Consider the following 24,407-nt stretch of genomic DNA (forward strand, 5'->3'; position numbering starts at 1 on the left):
CATACTCCCTACATGGGAATTGTTTTTACCAATTCTGCGGCGGACATCCGCCTCAGAATCCATTTATACCGTAGTATAGATTAGGATTTTGCGATTCAGCAAGAGCAAATGACTCTCTCTGGGACGGATAATGCACTTTTTCTCATATTTTCCGTTGATTTGGAACGGAAAAGCCCAGCATGTCAGAATCTGTCAGGTTGTATGTAACCACCCACCATGACCTATACGTTCTTTGGGGGTCTACTGTTCGCGGAATGCGCGATCAAAGCTGGTGGTGATAGGGGAAAACAGGTATGCGAGAATCGTTCTGGCGCCAGTCACGATCTCCAATTGGGCGGGCATGCCGGGCGACAGAATCATACCTTCATGCTCGGCAAGGCTGTCTGCATCAATCTCGACCATTGCCTGAAAATAGGACCGGCCTTCCGAGTCCGTAAGACGGTCCGGCGAGACATCGGTGACCGTTCCCTTGACGGGTGCAAACCAGCGCTGGCTGAAGGACGTTACCCGGATGTTGACCGGAAGCCCGGTCGACACAACGTCAATGTCGTTTGGTGAAACACGGGCCTCGATCACAAGGCGATCATCAGCCGGCACAATTTCAAGCACCTGTGCACCGGGCGGGATCACCCCGCCGACGGTGGTGAATTGCATGTTTGTCACAGTCCCGTTGCGCGGTGCCTTGATGTCGGAGCGCACCAGGATATCCTCGGCCGAGCGCAAACGTTCATTGAGATCGGAAATCTCGCTTTGGACATCGCGCAGTTCGGTATTGATCGACTGCAGATGATCACGCATCAGCTGAGACTGGCTGGCCTTGACCTGCTGGATCTGCTGTTCGATCCGCGCAATGTCAGCCGAAAAGCGTCCAATATTACCAAGCGTTTCAACCAGTCGGCTTTCAAGCTGGAGCAACCGGGTTCGCCGTGCATAGCCGAGTTCGACCATCGGCTTGACCATGGCGAGCTCTTCCTTGACGATCCCGACTTGCTGTTCGGCGGCAACCTTTTGCTCGCGCGTGCCGACAATCTCGCGACGCAGCTCCTTGATCCGCTCGTCATACAGTTCCAACTCGCCCTGAAACGCGCTCCGGCGGCTTTGAAACAGCGTCCGCTGCGCATCGGTGATCGAGAAATAGCGCGGGTCTTTAAGTGGTGCAGGGAAAGTCAGATAGTCTTCCTGTGCGCGTTCAGCGATCAGGCGGGTCTGGGTGGCAAGCGCATTGAGATAGCGGTTGTTCAGCAAATCAAAGCTGGCACGTGACCGCGTATCATCAAGACGCACCAGCACATCACCGGCCTTAACCCGCGCACCATTGCGCACCAGAATTTCGCGAATGATGCCGCCTTCAAGATGCTGAACACTCTGGCGACCGGAAAACGGTGCAACCACACCGCTGGCCGTGGCGGCCGAATTGACTTCTGCCGTTCCAGCCCAAAGCAGCACCGACCCGAACCCCAGAAACAGGATCAAAAAGCCGATCCGCACCAATGGTTTGACATCGGTGCTAAGCTCGCGCGCGGTTGGAAGTTGCACACCACCAGACATCAGGCACCACCCTGTCGACGCTCGGCCGATCCTTCAACCACACGCAATTGCGGGCGGCCACGCCGGGTGCTTTGCGCGCGCACCTGTTCACGCTCTGCCGGACGTTCCGCATCTTCAGAAGGTCTGCGGCGCGGCGCGCGCTTGGCAGCCGCACGTTCGGCATCCTCACGCACCTTGCGCATGCGCAAGGCGGCTTCTTCCCGGGCCTTGGCAATCGCTTCGACCTCGCTTATCTTACGCTGTGCTGCAGGCTTGCGGGCAGGCTGTGCCGCGCGTTCAGGCTGCGTTTTTGGCTTCGCTGCCGGGCGCTTTGGCGCAAGATCGGCGGCACTTGCCGGACGGGCTTCTCGTGACGAAGCTGCCGGTGGATCCTTGCGGGCCGCATTCCTGCTTGCTACCGGCTTTTTGCTGACCGGTCGCATCGTCATCATTGTGCCACCCGGGGTCGGTTGCGGTTTCATTTCCGTTTTGGCGATCCCGGCGGCCTGTTTTGCGGCCTCTGCCCGACCCGACCCAGCGTCGCCAGTCGTGCCGAAATCAGCAATTTCAGGCATTTCTTCGATCTCGGGTTCAGGCTGGGTCGCAGGCTCTGGTGCGCTTTTCGCTGCTGCCGGATGTGTATTCGGCGCGCTGTTCTTTTCGACGATCGGACGCGGCGCATCCGGATTGGGCACTTCGATCTGTTTGGGTTTGATGCGCATCTGACCATCAGATGAAGGTGCATCCGATGCAGATTCCGTCGGGCGCGCCGCAGGTGGCAAGCCACGGGTGATTTCATCATTTTCCGGTGCGGATTTCGGCGCCGCAGGTTTGCCCGCACCCTTGACCGGGACGACCTGAATTTGGCCATCCGCCAAGGCCAGAATGGCGTCAGCATGCGCAAGAATTTCGCGTTCATGACTGACGATAAAGGTCGTGATGCCATTACGGCGCAGGACCTCGATCAGCTCAGTGATATGGGCAACACCGCCGTCATCAAGGGCCGTTGTCGGCTCATCCAGCAGCAACAGGCGCGGACGTGAAAACAGGGCCGCAGCCAGGGCAATCAATTGCCTCTGCCCGCCCGAAAGGTTACGGCCGCCACGATCGACACGCGTGTCATAGCCGTCAGGCAGATCAAGAATAAACTGATGCGCCCCGGCCAATTCAGCCGCCTGAATGATGTCGCGCATTTCCGCATTACCAAGACGCGCAATGTTTTCGGCAATCGTGCCGGGGAACAGGAACGGGTTTTGCGCCAGATAGCCGATCTGCGCGCCCATTTCGGTGCGATCCGCCCGGGATGCTTCGACATCGTCAAGCTTCACCGACCCCGACCCGGGCAACCAGATGCCCATGATCAGTTTCAAAAGGGCGGTCTTGCCAACCCCGTTAAACCCGGCAATCGCAATAATCTGCCCCGGCCCGGCCTTGAATGAAAACCCCTTGAACAAAACGTTGCGGCTGTTGGGCGGCGCAAAGACAAGACGATCAACACTCACCGCCATCCCCCGCCCGCGCGGCATCGGTGCCGGGGCGGTCTGACGTTTTTCAAGCAGGATATTGTTAAGCCGTTCAAACGAACTGCGCGCGGCATTCCAGCTCCGCCATGCGGTTACCGCCCCGTCAAACGGCGCAAGACCGCGCATGCCAAGGATCATGGAGGCCACCATGATGCCGATCGTAATGCTTTCCGACAGAACCAGATAGGCGCCAACACCGATAAAGCAGACCTGCATGGCAAGACGGACAAAATGCGATAACGTGGTCGATGTGCCAACCCGTCGGCTGGCCTGTCCTTCCCAATACAGCGCATCAGATTGATCCGCCTGCCAGCGCTGACGCGCTGACTGGGTCATGCCCATGGCTTCCATCGCTTCGGCATTGCGGACATAGGTTTCTTCCTGCGCAATGCCGCGGTTCTGGCTTTCTTCGGATCGGTCGACGGATATCTTGGCCGCGGCCTCGTTGGCAATCGCAATCACGATCAACAACAACGCACCGCCGCATGCCACCATGCCAAGGCGGGTGTCAAAGATGAATACCACCCCGATATAAACCGGCGCCCACATGAAATCGATCAGGGCAAATGGCCCGCTGCCGGTCAGAAAACCGCGCAATCCATAAAGATCACGCAAGGGGCGCTGGCGCATCTGGCTGCCGCGCGCGGATTGCTGCACGACATGGGCAAACAGATCCCCGCCCAAACGCAGATCAAGCGCAGTCCCCACCCGGATCAGAACCCGCGATCTGAGTTGCTCCATCGAGGCAATGAAAACCAGCACAAGACCGATGCCAAGGGTCAGAAGGGCCAGCGTATCAACCGACCGGCTGGAAAGAACGCGGTCAAATACCTGCATGGAATAAATCGGGATCACCATGTTAAGCAGGTTGATCACCATCGAGAATCCGCCGACAAGCGCAATCGACCGCCAGAACAACCGTTCCAGCGGGGTACGATCCCCCTCGCGTCCCGCATCCGTTTTGCGGGTTGGCCGGATTTTATCCAACAGGCCCATTCGTTCCTTCCGCTACACCTGCCCGAAAATGCGGGCAGACCCCTTATATCTGTTGCCTTTGGCCATTTGCCAATCACGCATGACAAACCACCCACGCAGCGAAGCCACAACGGGTATCCTAGCCATTGGCATACTCCCACTATTCTAGTCGAATATATAAGGATGTGTTAAAATTTTGCCGCAAAACCCTTTATTTCATTGCCTTACCGCGCCATCACATCGTGCAATTCTGGCCAAATTCCGACGTCGGATCCTGACAAATTCCCACCTGATCAGACCTGTTCTGAATCAATGCGGTTCACAGATTGTCTGGCATAGAGTTTTTTTCATCGCAACGCAGGTTGCATTTGCGCATATGTGTTCATCATCCCTATCTTTGAACATGACCCCAACCCGAAACCCCGACAGGCAAACACTTTATGGCTGACAACACGCCGCAACTTCCCGACTTCATTCAACGGTTTCTCGCCATTCAACCGGGCGGGATTTCTCACGCGGGCGGGCTGATGGCGTGCATGATCGGCGTGCTTGCGGCCTGTGCATGGATGTTGGGTGGTGTGTCGATGATGATATCAGCCGGGATTGCGGTCGGCTTGATGCTCGCACTTTCCCCCATGATCTCGCCCGACATCCTGATGAAGATGCTGCGTGCCAGCCCGCTTTCGGGCGAGGATTATCACGCCATTCATGAAATGAGCCGCCTGCTGTCCGAACGCGCAGGCCTTGATCACAAGCCGAAACTTTTCCTGCTGCCGGGCAAGGGGGTTAACGCGATTACAACCGGCACGGATGACAACACCACGATTGCCATTTCAAGCGATGCGGTGCATGGCCTGTCACCACGTCAGATGCGCGCCATTCTGGCCCATGAAGTGGCGCATGCCTGGCATGGCGACACCCGGATATTGCTGATTACCGATGTGCTGTATCGCGCAACATGGACCATCGCGCTGTTTGGTCTGGCAATCTTCATCTTTGGTGATTTCAACCCGCCAGCCTGGATGATTGTTCTGTTTGGTGCTGTGCCGACCATCAGCTTCCTGTTCCAGCGTGCCGTCATCCGTGATCGCGAATTTGCCGCCGATCACGGGGCAAGTGATCTGCTGAACGGCCCCGAAGACATGATTGATGCGCTTTTGCATATTGATCAGATCAACCGCAAACGCCTCGGACTTGTGCCCTATCGCAGCACCCAGCCACCCAGCCTGCTTGATACCCATCCCTCGGTCAGGGCCCGGATCAAGGCATTGCGCGCGCTTAAGCCCGGCACATGGCAGAAGTTCTTTGAAAACCGGCGCATGCCGCCAGAATAATCGACCATGACAATACCCGGAAATTCCAACAGCTCTGATCTTGGTCCCTGCCCGATTTGTGGCCGCCCAATGATCGAGGGCCCGACCGTGGACCGCCATCACTGGCGGCCAAAATCACAGGGCGGCACGGGAACCGAATGGTTGCATCGTGTCTGCCATCGCATGATCCACCGCCTGTTTAATGAGGCCACCCTTGCACGCGACTTCGATCATCCCGACAAGCTGACCACACATCCCGACATGATCAAATTCATCAAATGGGTGCGCAAGAAACCGGCGGACTATATCGATTACCCGGAAAGTGCCGGCCGATATGGCCGCAATCGCGGCAAACGCCGCTAGATCCTTCCGGGGAAAGAACTGCCAATTTAACCATTTACCTGCCAAGATAGGCGCAATATACGCATCCGTCGCGCAACCGCCGAAAGCAGGAAGAACCGATGCCAAGCCTAGATATGCTAAATGATCTGATCCCGGTCTTTGTCACGCTGTTCGTGATTATTGACCCGCTCGGTCTGGTGCCGGTTTTCATCGTCCTGACACAGGGCACAAGTGCTGCCCATCGCAGGCGGATGGCGATCCGGGCGTGTTTGACGAGCTTTTTCATTTTGGCCGCCTTTGCCCTGATCGGCGAAGGGTTGCTTGGCGTGTTTGGCATTCACATGCCCGCCTTCCGGATTGCCGGGGGGACGTTGCTGTTTTTGATCGCACTTGAAATGCTGTTTGAGAAACGCAGCCAGAAACGTAACGAGCGCGCCGAACAGGTCCATCAGGAACTTGAAGAAGATCACGAAGCGGAAAAACCAAAGGTAAAGGCAAAAGCCAAATCCAGTCCGGCCAAATCAAACGGCGACGTCACCATCCCCGATCATGAGGCCGACGATATCTCGATCTTCCCGATGTCGATCCCGTTCCTGTCCGGTCCCGGTGCGATTGCATCGGTGATGCTTTTGATGGGCAAGTTCGAAGACAATATCGCGATGCAGGCCAGCGTCATTGGTGTGGTTGCAGTGGTGATGGTCATCGCCTTTGTCTTCTTCCTGCTGGCAAACGTGGTCGCCAAACGCCTGAGCCCGACCGTCGCCACAGTGGTCTCCCGCCTGCTTGGTATGATCCTGGCGGCCCTTGCGGTTCAGTTCATCATTGATGGGATTAAGCAGGCGTTTTTCTAAACCCTTCCGAACAGAAACAGTATGCCAAACATGATCAGTAGCAATACGAGAAGAACACTCACATCCCATAGCGTATTTAACCGCTTGGCCTGTTGCGTCAAAAACATCTGATTATGAGCTTCCGAACGGATTTGGTCTCTCCTCAAACGCATCAATACCCACACGACAAGCAGTGCAAAAACCCAGCCGCCATACTCACTAAAGAACTGTTCGCCAATTTCCTGGTTCGTTGTAGCTCTACCAAAGGCTATAATTAAACCACCAAGAGCTCCGAAAAGTGTTGCCCAAACCACGCCACTACTGCCGACCAAAAGAAAATATTTAATTGGCGGCTGTCGAAAATCTTTCTTCACCTTAGGGAATAACATGCCCAAGGCCTTAAAGCGAATTGGGGCCATAAGCGCATATATGTAGATCCCCAGAAATGCTAGGCAGAACAGCAGGCCATAAGCTAGGTACTGCACTTGAGCAACACGGGTAGAGTATTCCGCACCGCTAAGACCTGATATGTTAGGTGCCATTGTCTTGAACAGGCTCCCATAGACCATCGATCCAGCACACCCGCAGAAAAGGGCGGGCGAGAAAGGCAACCCCCAGCCTGTCAGCCTAGCGAACATCCCCTTAGTTTTATCCAACTCTACAAAATCTGCAGGCGTTACCACAAAAGGGGCCAGCAGTAAGAGAAACCACCTGCCTTTAGGGTTGTTCATCAAGAAACGCTTGAAAGCAACATACAGCCTAGCAATACGCATTTTTCATCCCGAACAAAATCTCCAATGCAATTTCGGATAATTTTTCACTGAATGATAATCAACTTAAAAATGCACATCTACTAGGAAATGATGCCTTCAACATACGCCCAACTACCAACGCTTCGCCGCGCGCAGGATCGCATCGGTGCCGATCTGGTAATGGTCATAAAGCGCGATGCTGTCCCCGCACTGACCAAAGGCATTCACACCCAGCGGGGCAACCGCATGACCGCGCACACCACCAAGCCACGCAAGGGCGGCCGGATGGCCGTCAATCACGGTGACAAGGCGGGCATCTGACGCCAGCGGTTTCAGCAGGTTTTCGACATGCGCCATCTTGCCATCGGCCTTGCCTTCAAGACGCGCACGCTCAAGATCCTGCCATTCGTTATAAAGACGATCGGTCGAGGTGACGGCAAGCAGACCCAGGCCCGGATGGTCATCCGACAGCTTTTCCCAAGCCGCAATTGCTTCGGGTGCCATGGCACCGCAATAGGCAATCGCCATTTTGCAATCTTCGCCCGGCTTGCGCAGCCAGTAGCCACCCGAAATAATTTCGGTTTTTTCGGTATCTGACAGGTCACGTTCCGGCTGCGACAGCGGCTTGGTCGACAAACGCAGGTAAACTGATCCCCCGTCTGGGTCCTGCATATGGTCAAACGACCAGCCCATGATCGCGGCCAGTTCATCACCAAAGCTTGGTTCGAAACTGGTCAGGCCTGGCTGACCCATGCCGATCATGGGTGTGCTGATCGATTGATGTGCGCCACCTTCCGGGGCGAGTGTGATGCCGCTTGGTGTTGCCACCACCATGAACCGCGCATCCTGATAGCAGGCGTAATTCAACGCATCGAGGCCGCGCGCAATGAACGGATCATAAAGGGTTCCAATCGGGAACAGGCGTTCGCCAAACAGGCTGTGGGACAAACCAAGGGCGGCGAGATTGAGGAACAGGTTGTTTTCGGCAATGCCAAGCTCAACATGCTGCCCACTTGGCGATCTGATCCATTTCTGGGCCGAGGGGACCTTGCGTTCCTTGAATTCATCAGCCAGTTCTTCGCGACTAAACAAGCCACGCTGGTTCACAAACCCGCCAAGGTTGGTCGACACCGTCACATCGGGCGAGGTGGTCACGATGCGATCGGAAAGGTCACTTCCTTTCATCTTGGCCAGTTCATTCAGGATCTTGCCAAAGACTTCCTGCGTGCTGGACGTTTCCGTCCGCGCGTAGGGCATTTCGGGGATAGTGATGTGTTTGGCCAATTTGTTGCGCGGGGCATCATCGTTAAACGGTGCCTTGGCGATGTAATCACGTATCTGATCAGCACTGATATCAAGGCCCGCGGCAAGATCCCATTCCTGCCCGTCGGCAACGTTGTTTTGCAGCTTGAAGGCATCCATTTGTGGCACGTTCATCAGGCCGGCATGGTTGTCCTTATGCCCCTGAAGCGGCGTGCCATAGCCCTTGACGGTATAGGCGATAAACACAGTCGGCTTGTCATTTGGGACCGCATCAAAGGCGCTGAGCACCGCTTCCATGCAATGGCCGCCCAGATTGGTCATCAGGTCATGGAGCTGATCGTCGTCATAGTCGCCAAGCAGGCTTGCCAGCGCATTGTCGCCGTCCATGTCCGATGTAATCTGTTTGCGCCATGCTGCCCCACCCTGGAAGGTCAGCGCGGAATAGATGTCATTCGGTACATCATTGAGCCATTTCTTAAGCGATTTCCCGCCCGGCTTGGCAAAGGCATCATGCAGCTTGCGGCCATATTTGATGGTAATGACGTTCCAGCCGACAGCGCGGAAGAACCGGCCGATTACGCGAAACAGATGGGCATCAATCATGCCATCAAGGCTTTGGCGGTTGTAATCAATCACCCACCAGACATTGCGAATGTCATGTTTCCAGGTATCAAGCAGCGCCTCATAGATGTTGCCTTCATCAAGTTCCGCATCACCCACAAGGGCGACCATGCGACCGGGCGTTTCACCCTTGGGCAGCATGTCCTTGTAGCGCAGGTAATCCTGTGTCAGGGCCGCAAAGTTCGTCACCGCCGCACCGAGGCCGACAGACCCGGTCGAGAAATCAACCTGATCACTATCCTTGGTGCGTGACGGATAGGACTGCGCCCCGCCAAAGGACCGGAAGTTTTCAAGCTTTTCCTTGGTCTGGCGGCCCATCATGTAATTGATGGCATGGAATACCGGGCTGGCATGCGGCTTGACCGCGACCCGGTCCTGCGGGCGCAGAACATTGAAATAAAGCGCGGTCATCAGGGTGGTCATCGACGCACAGCTGGCCTGATGGCCACCGACCTTGATCCCGTCGCGTTTCGGGCGCAGATGGTTGGCGTTATGGATCGTCCAGCTTGAAAGCCAGCGCACTTTCTTTTCAAGCAGACCAAGCATCTCAAGGTCTTTGGAATTCACCTGACCGGTGCCGGTTGCTTCGATAATTTCGCCGATTTCCGGCGCGCTATCCTGTGCTGACATTTCCTGTTCGCCTTCTTTAAACGCCCGATGTTTCGGGTCTTGCGCGGGCTGAATAAATCCGCCCGCAATATTCCGGTATTGGATTGCCGATTTTTATGTCTGCGCCGCAGAAATCAAGGGACTACACCATCATTTCACACAAGATTCGCCGATTTTGCCAAAATCGTGGAATCGGCTGCGGCGATCCCGGTCAAAACTTCGAATTTCCCGTCTGAAACATTATTTCGCGGTGACTTTCTGCGCTTCTTGAAGCAACGATTCGCCAGCCCCATCTGTAATCCGGAGTGTGAGAAAGTGGACCATTCATACGCGCCTGCCCCACGATAGGCGCGCCCAATTGCGATCCGTAAAGACCGAAAAACGATGAAAAATCTTTTCGCAGGACCACGGGCCAAACCCATTGGGTATCTCCTGATCAGCTTGATGCTGACCGGCCTGCTATCGGTCAACCCCGTGCAGGCAAAAGCCCAGGACGCCGCAGCAAAAGCCAGCAGTCTTGAGGTCAGAATATCTGTTGATGAGGAAACACCGTTTTGCGCCGGAAAGACAACTTGGGATCAGGTCAGCTGGTACCACATCGATCTGCTGCGTCTGGCTGCACGCTTCTCGCAAATGCCTTTCACCATCACACCCGTTTGCCGTGACCATCCGACGGAGGATGGCAGAGTGGCGATGCTGCGCGATGGCAGCACCATCAATCTGGCATTTTTTGGCACCAGCAGCGCGCGCGAACGGGATCTGTTCGCCATTTACTTTCCCGTCTATCTCGGCACAACGGGCCTGCGCCTGTTCTTTACGCGAACTGACATCGAAACTGATCTGAAAAACATTCATACATTAAACGACCTGCAGAAATTCACCTTTGGTCAGGAACGCAGGTGGCCCGATACGGCGATACTGGAATTTAATGGCATGCGGGTCATTGATGCCCGTTATCCTCATCTGCACAACATGCTAATGGCTGGTCGGTTTGAGCTTTATCCACGCGCCTATTGGCAGGCATTTTCCGAACTCGACCAGATGCGACAGACCGCACCTGACATTGTACTTGCGACAGATGTTGCACTTTATTACCCCATGCCGATCTATTTCTTTGTCAGCCCTGATCAATCCGCGCTGCACGATGCCATCCTTGATGGTATGACGCGCGCGCATGCGACCGGAAAGGTGCTTGAACTGCTTCGAACCCATCCACAAACCAGCGAGGCATTTAAAAAAGCGCCATTGGCAGACCTTCGGGTGATTAACCTGCTAAACCCCAACCTTTCTGATCAATCACGTGCTGCACTTGCCCGCTTTGGCATTGCCCAACATCTTGAAAAGCACCCAAGGCAAGACCGCGCAACTGCAATCCCCGAAGAAGGCTCTTCAAGGCAGGCTGCGCAATAATCTCACTGGAATTCGCATAAAGCCGCACATACGCCGCAGGTCACAGGGCGAGTGGATTGAACACGAAGGACCGAAAAGTTCACCCTGGGGCGAGCGTCTGGCTGCAGTCTGTTTGAACGCCTTGATCTAAATTCTTTGCCCCGCAATATATTATACTGATATATATGTTTCCCCTCCTAAAGTTCGCTTTCGGTGAATTGCAAATTGCCAAACTTTCGTCCTTTCCCATCACTTTCCCTGATTAAAGTTGCTTCATCCCAATGACAGGCGGGATCAGAGCAATTCCAGATGCATCAGCTGCCGTGATGAACCCGTTCATCGCCATCAAAGATGCTGTCCGACGATTGCTCTGCCTGATGCTTGTCACGGCACCCCTGTTCGGTGGCGTGCCCGCACATGCGCAGTCCGAAAGCGGCAATGATCCGATTGTCGTGCGCATCCCGATGGATACGCCGTCGGTCTTTTGCCGCGGTGAGGTCACCTGGGAAGAACATCGGGAATATCATATTGATTTGTTGCGGCTGGCCCTGAGGCTGAGCGGAACGGATGCCACCCTTGTGCCGGTCTGCATGGATTACCCGACTGAAGAGCGGCGCATTCCCATGCTCGAATCCGCAGACCAGTTCGACACAGTTTTCTTTGGCACCAATCCGGAGCGCGAAGAAAGACTGCTTCCCGTCTTCATCCCGATCTATCTTGGCACCACAGGTTTGCGACTGTTCATGCTGCATGAAGATGCGAAAGAACCGTTCAGCCAGGTTCAGACGCTTGACGATCTCAGGAAACTTTCGATGGGTCAGGGACTTGGATGGCCTGACAGCGAGATTCTGGCTGATAACGGCTTCAACGTCGTTTCCGGGCGCTACAAGACACTTCATCGCATGCTTGATGCGAAGCGGTTTGATCTTTACCCGCGTGCCTACTGGCAGATTGTCGGCGAATGGAACTGGATGAAGTGGGATGCGCCGGGCATCGAAATCGCCCACACGACGGCGCTTTATTACCCGCAGCCGATCTATTTCTTTGTCAGCCGCAAAACACCGGAACTGCACGACATTATCGAAACAGGCCTCAGACGTGCCTTTTCAAATGGCATGATGCTGGAGCTGTTGAAAACCCATCCCGATACCGCACCCTCATTCTCACAGATTGATCTGCGCAATCTCAGGGTTTTGCGCATTGAGAACAAGAACCTGTCAGACCGATCCCGCGAAGCGATGGATCGCTACAGCCTGTTTGATTAACTAGCACAGGCTGAAAACAGCAAAGCGGAATGACACCAAGCCATCCCGCTTTGCATGTACTCTGATTTTACTCGGCAGCAATCGCCATCTCACCGCCATCAAGGGCGTTTGACAGATCAGCAAGAATATCATCGATGCTTTCAAGCCCGGCCGACAGGCGGATCAGGCCATCGGTGATCTGATATTCAGCACGTTCTTCGGCGGTGTAGGTTGAATGGGTCATCGATGCCGGATGCTGGATCAGGGTTTCTGCATCGCCAAGGCTGACCGCACGGGTAATCATGCCAAGGCCGTTCATCAGTTTGCGGCCTTCCTCGATCCCGCCTTTAAGCTCGAACGCGATCATGCCGCCAAAACGGTCCATCTGTTTTTTGGCCAGCTTATGCTGCGGATCGCTTTCCAGCCCCGGATAGTAGACTTTCTCGACCTTCGGATGCGCGGCAAGGAAATCGGCGATTTTCTCGGCATTGTCGCAATGGCGCTCCATACGCAGCTCAAGCGTTTTAAGCCCACGCATGACAAGGTTGGCATCCTGTGCGGACAGAACCGCACCGGTCATATCCTTAAGCCCGACCAGACGCACCTGCGTCATGTCTTCAAGCGACCCGATCACTGCACCGGCCATCAGATCGCCATGACCGCCAAGATATTTGGTCGCGGAATGAACAACGATGTCAGCACCGAGTTCAATCGGTCGCTGCAGGTACGGCGTGCAATAGGTGTTATCGACAACGACCTTGGCGCCATGCTTGTGGGCAATGTCGGAAATGGCTTCGATGTCGACCAGACGCATGTTCGGGTTGGCCGGTGTTTCGAAATAGACAATCTTGGTTTTGTCCGAGATCGCCTTTTCAAGTTCTGCCGGATCGGTCAGATCCACATGGGTGTGCTTGATGCCGAACTTTTCCAGACCGTGACGGAAATAGGCGAAGGTGCAACCATACAGCGTGCGATCGACAATGATCTCGTCGCCCGGCGCAATGAAGGTCCAGAAGACCGACGTAATCGCGCCCATGCCCGATGCGGTCGCAACAGCGGCTTCACCGCCTTCAAGCACCGCCAGACGCTTTTCCAGCAGATCAAGGGTCGGGTTGGCGATACGGGAATAGATAAAGCCCTGCTCGTCACCGGCAAAGAAACGCCCGCCCTGCTCGGCTGTTTCGAACGCAAAGGTCGAAGACATATAGACCGGCTGGTTCAACGCACCATTGTGGCTTTGCGGATCATAACCGTGATGGATCGCACGGGTGGCAAAACCGGATTTAGCGGTGTTGTGTTTGTCATGGGCAGACATCGGAAGGCTCCTTGAAATGCGTTTATTCTGCCCACATCACCGCAAGCACCGTGCCAGATTTGAAAACCCCCTGTTTTCAAGGACTTGCAGAAATCACCAGCTGGATGGATGTAAATATTTATTTACACACCGACATCAATCGACCGCAGAAAGCGCAAATACGCTGGATTTCAGAACTCTAACGTCGTAAACCTATCGTTACAGTGTAAATTTTTCGGTACAGTCATGCGGTTCGAAATTCGCGGCGAAAACAGACTTGGCATTACGCGTGACGTTATCAACGTTCTGACCGATCAGGGCCTGGACATCCGCACGTTTGAAGTCACCACCCATCACATCTATGCTGATATCCCGGCTGTGCGCCCTGAACGCTTTCTGCTGCTGTCGCACGCGCTTAAACAAATTCCCGGCATTTTCGACATCACCGAAATCGACCGGCTGCCGACCGAACGCCGCCGCGCCCAACTGCATGCCACCCTTGCCGCCCTTGGCGATCCGGTGATTGCGGTTGATGCCAATGGCCTGATCGCACAGGCCAACCCGGCTGCACAGGCGATTTCAGGCACCCCAGAAAAACCACTGCGTGACCAGCATATATCAGACATACTTGTCGAACCATCGATTGAAGATTTACGCCAAGGTGGTTTTCGACTGCCCGAACGCGAAGTGACCCTGGGTGGGCAAACCTATCTTTTGCAGGTCGAACCAATTGGCCATGTCGATGATGGATCGGACGTCACGGATGATGCCCCGTGGGGCGGGGTGATGGTATTTCATCGCGCAGCACGACTGGGCCGGGTGATCACCGCCCTTCAGGATCGCAGCCATACCGACTTTGACGATATTATCGGCACCAGCCGCGCAATGACCCGTGTGAAGTCGCAGGCACAAAGACTGGCCGCCATTGACGCCCCGATCCTGATTCTGGGGGAAACCGGGACGGGCAAGGAATTGTTCGCCCGCGCCTGCCACCGCGCAAGCCCGCGGTCCGATCAACCGTTTCTGGCCCTTAACTGTGCGGCCATGCCCGAAGGGTTGGCTGAAAGCGAACTGTTTGGCTATGCCGCTGGTGCCTTTACTTCTGCCCGGCGGGGCGGCAAGCCGGGACTTCTCGAACTGGCTGATGGCGGTACCTTGTTTTTGGATGAAATCGGTGAACTGACACCGTATTTGCAGGCCAAGCTTTTGCGGGTACTGCAGGATGGCAGCTTCCGGCGTGTCGGCGGCACCGATGAAATCACCGTTGATGTTCGGGTGATCAGTGCGACCAACCGCGACCTTGAAGCCATGTCGCATGACGGCACATTTCGCGAGGATCTTTATTTCCGCCTCAATGTACTTGGCATCACCCTGCCACCGCTCCGCGACCGGATCGAAGACATTGCCGATCTGGCCGCCTTTTTCATCGACCGAACGGCCCAACAGACCGAACGAACGACCCCGCGCCTGGCCGCCGACGGATTGAATTGGCTGCGCAGCCACGACTGGCCGGGCAATGTCCGCGAACTTGAAAACACGCTGTTTCGCGCCGTCGCACTTTTGGATGGCGATGTGCTTGGCGCACGTGATCTGGCCGATGCTGCATCAGGCACGGCAAGCGCACCTGAACCCAGCCCGCAAAACACATCCGAAGCCGCACAAGACGCCTCCGACAAACCGACTGAGCAAACCGATCTGATTGCCACCGCCCTTGCGCAAAGCGATTTCAACAGCGGCATGGATTTGCTTGAACGTGAAATGCTTACGCGCCTTTACCCGGATTACCCCAGCTCACGCAAGCTGGCGGCACGGCTGGGTGTCTCGCATACATCGATTGCCAACAAATTGCGGAAATACGGCATCGGCACGTAAAAAGCCGAGCCCCGGCTACAGCATTTCTTGCCAGTTACATTGCACTGCGGCATGATCTTCCTAAATCAAAGGGTAGAAAGCCCATTTCACAGGGAGAAGACAACATGCTGACAGGTAAACGCGCACTCGTGACCGGCTCGACCAGCGGGATCGGCCTTGCCATGGCCAAGGCCCTTGCAGGGGCTGGTGCCGATGTGATGCTCAACGGCTTTGGCGATGCTGACGAAATCGAGGCCACCCGCAAAAGTCTTGAAACCGATTATGGCGTAACCGCGCACTATAACGGGGCCGACCTGTCCAAACCCGATCAGATCGAAGCGATGATGAAGGACGCCGAAGCCAAGTTTGGCGGCGTCGACATCCTGATCAACAATGCCGGCATTCAATACACCGCCAATGTCGAAGACTTCCCGCCGGAAAAGTGGGACGCGGTGATTGCGATCAACCTGTCATCGGTCTTCCACACCACACGTCTTGCCGTGCCTTATATGCGCAAGAAAAACTGGGGCCGCATCATCAACACGGCCTCTGCCCACGGCCTTGTCGCCTCTGTTCAAAAGGCCGCCTATGTTGCCGCCAAGCACGGTGTCGTCGGCCTGACCAAGGTCACCGCCCTTGAAACCGCCGAAACCGGCATCACGGCAAACGCCATCTGCCCGGGCTGGGTGCGCACCGAACTGGTCGAACGCCAGATCGAGGCACGCGCGAAAGAAAACAACATTTCCGTTGAAGAATCCGCCACTCGCCTGGTGTCGGACAAACACCCGTCCAAACAGTTCGTCACCCCCGAACAAATCGGCCAGACAGCACTTTACCTGTGCTCGGACGCCGCATCACAAATGACCGGCACGCACCTCTCGGTCGATGGCGGCTGGACCGCGCAGTAACGCAAACGCACCCTCCAAACGACAAAGCCCCGCGGCCTGTGCCAGCGGGGCTTTTTCTTTGCGCCGGATGATCTCGACCTAGCTCAGATCGCAATCACACGCCGGACGTTTGGCGTTGGCAATGCAATCAGACTTTTTCGAATAACCTTGCGTCGAAGCCCCAACAATCTCGCCATTCTTGGCCGTGCGCCGCCAGCGCCAGCCATCCTTGGCCTCATAAACTTCCCAAAGATCACCTAGGGAATCCCTGCATTCGGACATTTCAAACCTCATCAAATCCTGAAAAATTGTGCGGCCTTTTATGACGCAATTCATCAGCATTTGTGATTGAGAAAGACCAGATACTCAGGCCGAGCCAAAAGCCCTTCTAGCCATAGGCTTCTATGATTTTTTTAATCAGCTCCTGGATTTCGTTGATGTCTTTATCAAAGGGAACGCTGCCGCATGTGGTACCGTTGATGGCTACCGGCGATACGTTTTGTTGGCCGGTTGCCTGCTGCTGATAGACGGCAAATTGATTGATCAGATTGCTCTTGGGCGTTTTCAGCGGATAATTTGGCGGCCCATATTTTCCGTAGTTGCGATTATCCACCCAGTTATGAAACGCAAGCCCGATATCGGGAATGTATTTCCGGTGATCGGCCACCAGCATATTATCGACAAAATACTGCACGGACTTGCTTGTCCATTCGATACTGTACTGATGCCAATCGTAGATGCTGTATTTTTCGGGACTAAGTGGCGTCAGGCAAAAATCCAAGCTCGAACCGCCGCGCACAGTCATCATCCAAACGTTGTTGTCAAATCCGGAGCTGGGCGGTTTTTTCTCAGTGGTGATCTCCATAAACCATGCGAATTGCATCACCAGTGGATTCATAGTGGTATTCCAATAGCCCCACCCCCTGCTGCCACCACCCGTGCCATCTGCACGAACATTTGCAACAATCCGGCTTGAGACCGCGTCATCCGCCAAATAAATGTTGTTGAAGCCGATGTCCCGATACCATTTCCACAGCGCCTCTTTATCTGCGATCAATGCCAGATAGTTGTGCGCGATATTGGTCGTTGTTGTTGTGTTCCAAGAGTCCTCGGCAAAGGGGCCCTGTTTCGCTACACCGTCAATCGGGCGGTAAGGATAGGGCAGGTCACAATATTTCTGGATATTGGCATGCAGTTTGGTCGGTTGAATTAGCGTTATCGACTGCAAAAGTGGATTTACCGGGTCAAGCAATCGATCATAAGGCTGCTTATCGGGATGCCCCGGCCCTTGCCGCGCGCATGAATTGTTATACATCTCCGCATTTATGTAGGGTGGTTTTGCATCACCTGATTGCAGGTACACGGGCGCAGTTAGCTTGACGCAGGGCGCATCCGCAAAACACCCTTTCTTGTCGGGCCCCGCATTCCCCGGCGTGTCGATGTAATTGAAAACATGGGTGCCTGTCGCATCCTCACGCCAGAACCAAGTATTGAATTTTGCATTAAAAGGCTTTGTGGCCGGGTAACTGTAATCGTCTTCGTACACCGTTTGCCATGTCTGGCACCCCGTCATGGCAAAAAGAGAAAACAATATTCCCGAAACGACAACGCACTGACGATTTATCATGGAAATCCCCCTGACACAGCTTCCACAGAACACGAAACTCAACCGGCCTTGCGTCAAGGATTACACCTTTTGAGATAAATACAACGCAAAATACTATCGTATTTGGTTAATTTTTATCGGCTGCACCCTACCCCAGATACCTTCCCAAATGCTCGACCAGCATGCGGATCTTGGGGCTGAGGTGCCGATTGGTCGGGTAGATCGCCCAGATGCCTTCGTCAGATGGCTGGTATTTGGTGAGAACTGGCACAAGATCGCCGCTGGCGATCCATGGATCGACGTAATAGTCGGGCAGCTGCACGATGCCGATGCCCTTGCGCGCCGCATCGACAAGCGCCTGACCGCTATTGGCGTGGATGGAGCCATGGATGCGCACGGTGCGTTCGCGGCCGTCTTCTTCGAACCGCCAGTAATCGAGTGTCCCGACCAGACAGTTATGGTGGTGCAGTTCGGACAGGGAATAGGGCTCCCCGCGTTTGGCGATATAGCTGGGGGCTGCACAGGCATACAGGCGCCGGGTTGAAAGCTGTTGCGTCATCAGGCTGCCGGCTGTGCCCTCCAGACGGCCCAAACGGATCGCCATATCATAGCCTTCCAACACGAGATCAAGCTTCTGGTTGGTAAAGCGGCATTGCACTTCCAGATCGGGATAGCGGGTGACGAAGTCATTGACCAGTGGCGCAATCACGGTTTCGCCGTAGGTCGTGGGCGCGGTCAGTTTCAGCTTGCCGCGTGGCAGTTCCGTCAGGTTGCCAATCGCGCGCTCCGCCTCGCCCAGCCCATCGAGCAATTGTCGGCAATGCTGATAGTAAATCTGCCCCGCCTCGGTGACGCTGACCTTGCGCGTCGTGCGGTAGAAAAGCTGTACGCCAAGCTTCTCTTCAAGCGCTGTGACCTGCCGGCTGACCTGGGCGACCGAAATACCAAGCTGCTTGGCGGCCGCCGTAAAGCTTTGCCGCTCCGTGACGGCGATAAACTCGCTGATCCCGTCCCAGGCATTCATCGCCCGACCTCATCTTGATTATTACACATACGTAAAAGTGAATTACCAAAATAGCGGATTATCATATCAAGGGAAATAAATAGACTGTTGTCATTACATATCCAAACATCGGAGTAGCGTCATGAGCGCCGAAACCATTACCTGCAAAGCCGCCATCGCCTGGGAAGCGGGCAAACCGCTGTCGATCGAAGAAGTTCAGGTCGCCCCGCCGAAAGCAGGCGAAGTGCGCGTCAAGATCGTTGCAACCGGCGTTTGCCACACCGATGCCTTTACCCTGTCGGGCGACGATCCCGAGGGCATCTTCCCGGCCATCCTTGGCCATGAAGGCGGCGGTATCGTTGAGTCCATCGGCGAAGGTGTGACCAGCGTTTCGGTTGGCGATCACGTGATCCCGCTTTACACCCCGGAATGTGGCGAGTGCAAATTCTGCAAATCGGGCAAAACCAACCTGTGTCAGAAAATCCGCGAAACCCAAGGCAAGGGCCTGATGCCGGACGGCACCACGCGTTTCTCGCAGAATGGCAAGCCGATCTATCACTATATGGGTTGCTCGACCTTCTCGGAATATACGGTGTTGCCGGAAATCTCGCTGGCGAAGATCAACAAATCCGCCCCGCTTGAAGAAGTTTGCCTGCTTGGTTGCGGGGTCACCACCGGCATGGGGGCCACGGTTAACGCGGCCAAGGTGCAGAAGGGTGACTCCGTGGCCGTCTTTGGCCTTGGCGGCATCGGCCTTTCGGCCATCATCGGCGCACAGATGGCCGGTGCCGGTCGCATCGTTGCCATTGATCTGAACGAAAAGAAATTCGATCTCGCCAAGAAACTGGGCGCGACGGACTGCATCAACCCGAAAGACTATGACAAACCGATCCAGGAAGTCATTGTCGAGCTGACCGATGGCGGTGTTGACTGGTCGTTTGAATGCATCGGCAATGTCAATGTCATGCGTTCCGCGCTTGAATGCTGCCACAAGGGTTGGGGTGAGTCGGTCATCATCGGTGTTGCCGGTGCCGGCCAGGAAATCTCCACCCGTCCGTTCCAGCTGGTTACCGGTCGCGTCTGGCGCGGTACAGCATTTGGCGGTGTCAAAGGCCGCTCGCAGCTGCCGGATTATGTTGAACGCTACCTTGCTGGCGAGTTCAAACTCTCGGACTTCATCACGCACACCATGAAGCTCGAAGGCATCAACGAAGCATTCGATCTGATGCATGAAGGCGAAAGCATCCGTTCGGTTATCCATTACTGATCATAAAATAAATCTTTGAATAATCACGCCACTGCCGGATTTATTCCGGCAGTGGCCGATCAGAAGGAGGCCCCGAAATGGGTATCGAGAATTCTTCAAGCAACAAGGTCTTTGGCGGCTGGCAAAAGCAATATACCCACCCGTCGACCACGCTTGGCTGCGACATGCGCTTTGCGATCTTTCTGCCGCCCCAAGCCAGCAACGGCACCAAGGTCCCTGTCATGTACTGGCTATCGGGCCTGACCTGCACGGATGAAAACTTCATGCAGAAGGCGGGCGCATTCCGCATTGCGGCCGAACTCGGCATCGCCATTGTCGCCCCGGACACCAGCCCGCGCGGCGATCATGTGCCTGATGACGAGGAAGAAGCCTATGACTTCGGCAAGGGGGCTGGCTTTTACGTCAACGCCACCCAGGAACCATGGGCCCGCAATTACCGCATGTATGATTACGTGACCAAGGAATTGCCAGCGCTCATCAAGGATCACTTCCCGGTCAATGATGATGCGGTGATTTCCGGTCATTCGATGGGCGGTCACGGGGCGCTGATGATTGCGCTTCGCAATCCGGGCGTGTTTAAGTCCGTCACCGCCTTTGCCCCGATTTCCAACCCGGTCAATTGCCCGTGGGGCCAGAAGGCGCTTGGCAATTATCTGGGGGATGACAAATCAGCCTGGAAAGACTGGGACAGCTCGGAACTGATGAAGGCGGCAAGCTCGCCCGATGTTCAGACCCCGGCCCTTGTCGATCAGGGCGGTGCCGATGGCTTTTTGGCCGAGCAGCTTAAACCCGAAGTGCTTGAAGCAGCAGCCAAGACATCCGGCTATCCGGTCACCATCCGCATTCAGGATGGCTATGACCACAGCTACTATTTCATCTCTACCTTCATCGAAGATCATATCCGCTTCCATGCCAAGCATCTTGGCCTGTAGTTGATTGCACCAAGATCTTCGACTTCCCCGGCACGCCACCCCCCAATCCCCCCGGCGTGTCGGGGCTTTTTTTGGGGGGACTTCGGTGAAAGACGCCAGGCCTTAGTCGAAACTGCGCGCATCAATCGCATCGGCGACGTCATCGGCCATCTTCAGCGTTCTGATAATCAACGGCACCACCATCGCAACGACGGATCGATCCAAACCGCGCGCACGCTGGGCATCGCGGATTTCGGATGCCACGGTTGAAATCACCGGGATAAAGCGCAGCACCATTGAAATCGCCAGACTGACCTTTTCCGGGTTCACGCCAATCGGGCGCAGTGGCTGCATGGCGCGTTCAAGCGATGCCAGCAGGTCAGATGTTTTGGTGGTCAGGGTCACAAGCGACGCAAACATCACAATCGCCGCAATCCGGGTGACGACCAGCAATCCCGCCTGCCAGTCATTCAGCCAGAACTGAACGGCAAAGAAGATCACCAGCAACCAAAGGATCGGTTTGATCTGCGCCCAGATAATGCGTGGGCCAAACCCCGAAACCGGATAAAGCAACAAAACGGTCGCCAGAACAAACGCCACCACCGGCCAATCGGGGATCAGGAACACCCCCGTACCAAGAGCGATCATGGCAAGGATCTTGGCCCCGGCTTGCGCCCGGTGCAGTGCAGATTGCCCGTCGATATAAAGACCCGCGATCACGCCATCATCTCCCGATATTTCGGAAGAACTTCAGCAGGCCGACCATCCAGCACGACCTTGCCGCCGTCAAACGCCAGCACCCGGTCATAATCGGCGATCAAATCCAGATCGTGCGACACCGTGATCACCGTCTGATCCAGTTCGGCAATCGCGCGTTGCACCCGGTTGCGATTGCGCAAATCCAAAAGCGTGGTTGGTTCGTCAAACACGATATAGCGCGGCTCCATCACCAACACGCCCGAAATCGCCAGCAACTGCTTTTGCCCGCCGCTCAGCAAATGGCTTGGATGGGTTTTGAAATCCTGAAGGTCATAACGCGCCAGCACTTCGTCAATGCGTCGATTGACTTCGTCTTTCGAAAGCTTCAGCGGCTTGAGGCCAAAGGCAATGTCTTCTTCGACCACCGGATAGACGATCTGGTTATCCGGGTTCTGAAACACAAACCCGACATGACGCCGAATTTTACGGCCGTCCTTTGCCGCATCGAGATCATCAACCAGAACCCGACCGGTGCTTGCAGTTTGCAGGCCATTGAGCAACCGGACAAAGGTGCTTTTGCCCGATCCATTCGCACCGACGATGCCGATCCGCTTTTCGGTCAATTCAAGTGTGATGTCCTCAAGGACGCGTCGCTGGTCAAACTGCACAGAGACATTTTCAAGTCGGATCATAAAGCTGCTGTCCGGGGTTATCTGGGAAGTGTTGGATGAGCGCAAATCGGGCGCAAGCACCAACATGCTTGCGCCCATAAGACGTTAGCCCGCCTTGGAAATCAAGGGATAGGAACGCCGGACTGCAAGGCACACGACAGTCGCAATCACGACCTTGATCGCATCGCCGATCAGGAACGGTGCTGCACCGACGGTGGCCTGCCAATAGCTGATCTCGGCCACCACCGCGACCCAAGCATTGCCAATGGCATAGAGCACCACAATCCCGCCAAAGGCGATGGACAGGGCGGCATTGAAAACGTTCAGGCGGTTCCAGAACTTCTCGATCAGAAGCCCGATGACAAAGGCCGAAATGGCCCAGCCAAACATGAACCCGCCGGTCACACCAATCATCACGCCAAAGCCACCGCGCCCGCCGGACAAAAGCGGCAAGCCAACAGCAACCAGCACAAGGAAGAGAACAATCGAAAGCCCGCCACGACGGGCACCCAGAATGGCCCCGGCCAACATCGGGCCAAGCGACTGTGCGGTGACCGGCACACCGGTAACTGGAAGGGTGATTGGCGGAAACAGCCCAAGAACGGCGGTCAGGGCTGCAAACAGGGCGATATAGACAATATCTTTGGTCTTCATGTAACGGTTTCCCATTCCCGTTATAAGGCAGAACTGCAATCAACCCCTTGCGCAGAACTGCCTCTCGTTAACCGGTCCGCCCGACCGGCTCAACGCGATATGGGATACCCGCAAATGTCATCGACGCCAAGAAAAATGACACCGGATATCGCGCAGATCATCTTAGACAAACGCGATATCCAATGAATTTCAAAGCTTTACGCAGGATCCTCTTCGACAAAGGACTTAAGCCGCATCAGGGCAGATTCCCAACGTCCCGCCACCTGATCAAGATAGGCACGCGCTTCGGCCAGCTGTTCAGGGCAAAAGGCATACTGGCTTTCACGCCCGACCCGGTGGTTCTGCACCAATCCGGCGGCTTCCAGCACACGCAGATGCTTGGTCACCGCTTGCCGGGTCATATCGGCATCATCAGACAACACCGAGATCGAGCGCGGCTTGCCATCGGCCAGACGATCAAAGATCGCCAGCCGTGTGGGATCGCCCAAAGCGGCAAACATGACGGAGAAATCCTTGTCATGTTTGCCATTGTCCGAATTATTTTCAGGTTTCTGCATGTTTCTTGATGTTTTCAAGCTGGTGTTCCCAGCCATGTGTATTGGCCCGCAGCGCATCAGCAATGCGATGGAGTGGTAGATTATCAAATCCGGTTTCCCGCACCTTTACCGATGTCGTGCCGGATGTTTCTTCAAGCCAGAATTCGACAAGGGTTTCAGGTTCCCCACTGTAATCGACTTCGGGGTCCACCGCATAGGGGTGCCATGTATAGGCAAAGTAACCCGGTTCCTCCATGGCCTTGATCGTCGAGTTCCATGGCACATGCGTGAAACCTTCGATGGTCATCATGCCCCTGGACACCTCGCCAACGACAAACGGGGCTTTGATATCAATCCCGAACCATGTGCCAAACTCCTGATGATCTGTCAGGGCCTGCCAGACACGTGAACGGGATGCCTTGATTTCAATCGACTTCTCAATGGTATTTGACATAGTGCAACCTCCTGGTTGCATTTAAACTGCCAGAAGATATTTTTTATGCAACTAAAAAGTTGCATTTTTTGTTTGGCCCTGAAAACACAAACGCCCGACTGTTGCCAGCCGGGCGATGCGTGCTCCCGTCATCCTTGGGTCAATGCCGCTCTCAATGAAGCTGGCAAAGCCCGTGCAGCTTTCCGT

At 55.2% G+C, this 24,407-nt stretch carries 22 protein-coding genes; 9 read left to right on the forward strand and 13 right to left on the reverse strand.

The features are described from left to right. Window positions 1-240: 240 nt before the first annotated feature. Both HED22_RS08670 and HED22_RS08675 read right to left on the reverse strand, forming a co-directional pair. The gene (locus HED22_RS08670; protein WP_167721163.1) at window positions 241-1,548 is read right to left on the reverse strand and encodes an HlyD family type I secretion periplasmic adaptor subunit; all 1,308 of its coding nucleotides are present in this window, start codon (window positions 1,546-1,548) and stop codon (window positions 241-243) included. Beyond that, window positions 1,548-4,046, reverse strand: a complete 2,499-nt coding sequence (locus HED22_RS08675) for a type I secretion system permease/ATPase (RefSeq protein ID WP_167721165.1) — start codon at window positions 4,044-4,046, stop codon at window positions 1,548-1,550. The genes HED22_RS08670 and HED22_RS08675 overlap by 1 nt, the downstream gene beginning before the upstream one ends. Window positions 4,047-4,465: 419 nt before the next feature. Between HED22_RS08675 and HED22_RS08680 the strand changes: the two genes are divergently transcribed. From HED22_RS08680 to HED22_RS08690, 3 genes are all read left to right on the forward strand, one after another. After that, a complete protein-coding gene (locus HED22_RS08680; RefSeq protein WP_167721167.1) occupies window positions 4,466-5,359 on the forward strand; it encodes a M48 family metalloprotease in 894 nt (297 codons plus the stop codon). A gap of 6 nt (window positions 5,360-5,365) precedes the next feature. Then, the gene (locus HED22_RS08685; RefSeq protein ID WP_254869856.1) at window positions 5,366-5,701 is read left to right on the forward strand and encodes an HNH endonuclease signature motif containing protein; all 336 of its coding nucleotides are present in this window, start codon (window positions 5,366-5,368) and stop codon (window positions 5,699-5,701) included. Window positions 5,702-5,799: 98 nt separating this feature from the next. After that, on the forward strand, window positions 5,800-6,531 hold the full coding sequence (locus tag HED22_RS08690; protein WP_167721169.1) for a MarC family protein: 732 nt from the start codon (window positions 5,800-5,802) through the stop codon (window positions 6,529-6,531). Here HED22_RS08690 and HED22_RS08695 read toward each other — a convergent pair. Next, on the reverse strand, window positions 6,528-7,283 hold the full coding sequence (locus HED22_RS08695; protein WP_167721171.1) for a hypothetical protein: 756 nt from the start codon (window positions 7,281-7,283) through the stop codon (window positions 6,528-6,530). The two genes, HED22_RS08690 and HED22_RS08695, sit on opposite strands and share 4 nt — an antisense overlap. A gap of 111 nt (window positions 7,284-7,394) precedes the next feature. Next, window positions 7,395-9,776 (reverse strand): 1-deoxy-D-xylulose-5-phosphate synthase N-terminal domain-containing protein, encoded by a 2,382-nt coding sequence (locus HED22_RS08700; RefSeq protein ID WP_167721173.1) that lies wholly within the window; start codon window positions 9,774-9,776, stop codon window positions 7,395-7,397. 363 nt (window positions 9,777-10,139) lie between these two features. On the opposite strand from HED22_RS08700, the gene HED22_RS08705 reads away from it, so the two are divergent. Both HED22_RS08705 and HED22_RS08710 read left to right on the forward strand, forming a co-directional pair. Then, window positions 10,140-11,165: an ABC transporter substrate-binding protein gene (locus tag HED22_RS08705; RefSeq protein ID WP_167721175.1), complete on the forward strand. Its 1,026-nt coding sequence runs from the start codon at window positions 10,140-10,142 to the stop codon at window positions 11,163-11,165. Between the two features lie 305 nt (window positions 11,166-11,470). Beyond that, window positions 11,471-12,409 carry an ABC transporter substrate-binding protein gene (locus tag HED22_RS08710; protein WP_167721177.1) on the forward strand — a complete coding sequence of 313 codons (939 nt, stop codon included), beginning with the start codon at window positions 11,471-11,473 and terminating at the stop codon, window positions 12,407-12,409. 67 nt (window positions 12,410-12,476) lie between these two features. Here HED22_RS08710 and HED22_RS08715 read toward each other — a convergent pair whose 3' ends face one another. Further along, window positions 12,477-13,703, reverse strand: coding sequence for a methionine gamma-lyase (locus HED22_RS08715; protein ID WP_167721179.1), 1,227 nt, complete (start codon window positions 13,701-13,703; stop codon window positions 12,477-12,479). A 225-nt stretch (window positions 13,704-13,928) separates the two neighbouring features. Between HED22_RS08715 and HED22_RS08720 the strand changes: the two genes are divergently transcribed. Next, a complete protein-coding gene (locus HED22_RS08720) occupies window positions 13,929-15,554 on the forward strand; it encodes a sigma-54-dependent transcriptional regulator (protein WP_167721181.1) in 1,626 nt (541 codons plus the stop codon). A gap of 104 nt (window positions 15,555-15,658) precedes the next feature. Further along, window positions 15,659-16,441 carry a 3-hydroxybutyrate dehydrogenase gene (locus HED22_RS08725; protein ID WP_167721183.1) on the forward strand — a complete coding sequence of 261 codons (783 nt, stop codon included), beginning with the start codon at window positions 15,659-15,661 and terminating at the stop codon, window positions 16,439-16,441. A gap of 78 nt (window positions 16,442-16,519) precedes the next feature. Here the strand turns inward: HED22_RS08725 and HED22_RS08730 are convergent, their stop codons facing one another. From HED22_RS08730 to HED22_RS08740, 3 genes are all read right to left on the reverse strand, one after another. Beyond that, window positions 16,520-16,702, reverse strand: a complete 183-nt coding sequence (locus tag HED22_RS08730) for a DUF1508 domain-containing protein (RefSeq protein WP_033070750.1) — start codon at window positions 16,700-16,702, stop codon at window positions 16,520-16,522. 106 nt (window positions 16,703-16,808) lie between these two features. Beyond that, window positions 16,809-18,047: a family 16 glycosylhydrolase gene (locus HED22_RS08735; RefSeq protein ID WP_167721185.1), complete on the reverse strand. Its 1,239-nt coding sequence runs from the start codon at window positions 18,045-18,047 to the stop codon at window positions 16,809-16,811. Window positions 18,048-18,174: 127 nt separating this feature from the next. Beyond that, window positions 18,175-19,050, reverse strand: a complete 876-nt coding sequence (locus HED22_RS08740) for a LysR substrate-binding domain-containing protein (protein ID WP_167721188.1) — start codon at window positions 19,048-19,050, stop codon at window positions 18,175-18,177. Window positions 19,051-19,171: 121 nt separating this feature from the next. Here HED22_RS08740 and HED22_RS08745 point away from each other — a divergent pair, with 121 nt between their 5' ends. Together HED22_RS08745 and fghA are read left to right on the forward strand one after the other, a co-directional pair. Then, window positions 19,172-20,296, forward strand: coding sequence for an S-(hydroxymethyl)glutathione dehydrogenase/class III alcohol dehydrogenase (locus HED22_RS08745; protein ID WP_167721190.1), 1,125 nt, complete (start codon window positions 19,172-19,174; stop codon window positions 20,294-20,296). Between the two features lie 77 nt (window positions 20,297-20,373). Continuing rightward, window positions 20,374-21,228: an S-formylglutathione hydrolase gene (gene fghA, locus HED22_RS08750; protein ID WP_167721192.1), complete on the forward strand. Its 855-nt coding sequence runs from the start codon at window positions 20,374-20,376 to the stop codon at window positions 21,226-21,228. Between the two features lie 102 nt (window positions 21,229-21,330). Here fghA and HED22_RS08755 read toward each other — a convergent pair whose 3' ends face one another. The 5 genes from HED22_RS08755 to HED22_RS08775 all read right to left on the reverse strand — a co-directional run bounded on the left by HED22_RS08755 (window position 21,331) and on the right by HED22_RS08775 (window position 24,221). After that, the gene (locus HED22_RS08755) at window positions 21,331-21,927 is read right to left on the reverse strand and encodes an energy-coupling factor transporter transmembrane component T (protein WP_167721194.1); all 597 of its coding nucleotides are present in this window, start codon (window positions 21,925-21,927) and stop codon (window positions 21,331-21,333) included. After that, on the reverse strand, window positions 21,924-22,598 hold the full coding sequence (locus tag HED22_RS08760; protein ID WP_167721196.1) for an energy-coupling factor ABC transporter ATP-binding protein: 675 nt from the start codon (window positions 22,596-22,598) through the stop codon (window positions 21,924-21,926). The genes HED22_RS08755 and HED22_RS08760 overlap by 4 nt, the downstream gene beginning before the upstream one ends. An 84-nt stretch (window positions 22,599-22,682) precedes the next feature. After that, the gene (locus tag HED22_RS08765) at window positions 22,683-23,231 is read right to left on the reverse strand and encodes a biotin transporter BioY (RefSeq protein ID WP_167721198.1); all 549 of its coding nucleotides are present in this window, start codon (window positions 23,229-23,231) and stop codon (window positions 22,683-22,685) included. A gap of 197 nt (window positions 23,232-23,428) precedes the next feature. After that, a complete protein-coding gene (locus tag HED22_RS08770; RefSeq protein WP_167721200.1) occupies window positions 23,429-23,788 on the reverse strand; it encodes a helix-turn-helix transcriptional regulator in 360 nt (119 codons plus the stop codon). Continuing rightward, entirely contained in the window at window positions 23,775-24,221 is a 447-nt protein-coding gene (locus HED22_RS08775) for an SRPBCC family protein (protein WP_167721202.1), read from the reverse strand. The genes HED22_RS08770 and HED22_RS08775 overlap by 14 nt, the downstream gene beginning before the upstream one ends. Window positions 24,222-24,407: the final 186 nt, after the last annotated feature.

The organism is Thalassospira sp. HF15 (assembly GCF_011806525.1).
Lineage (GTDB): Bacteria > Pseudomonadota > Alphaproteobacteria > Rhodospirillales > Thalassospiraceae > Thalassospira.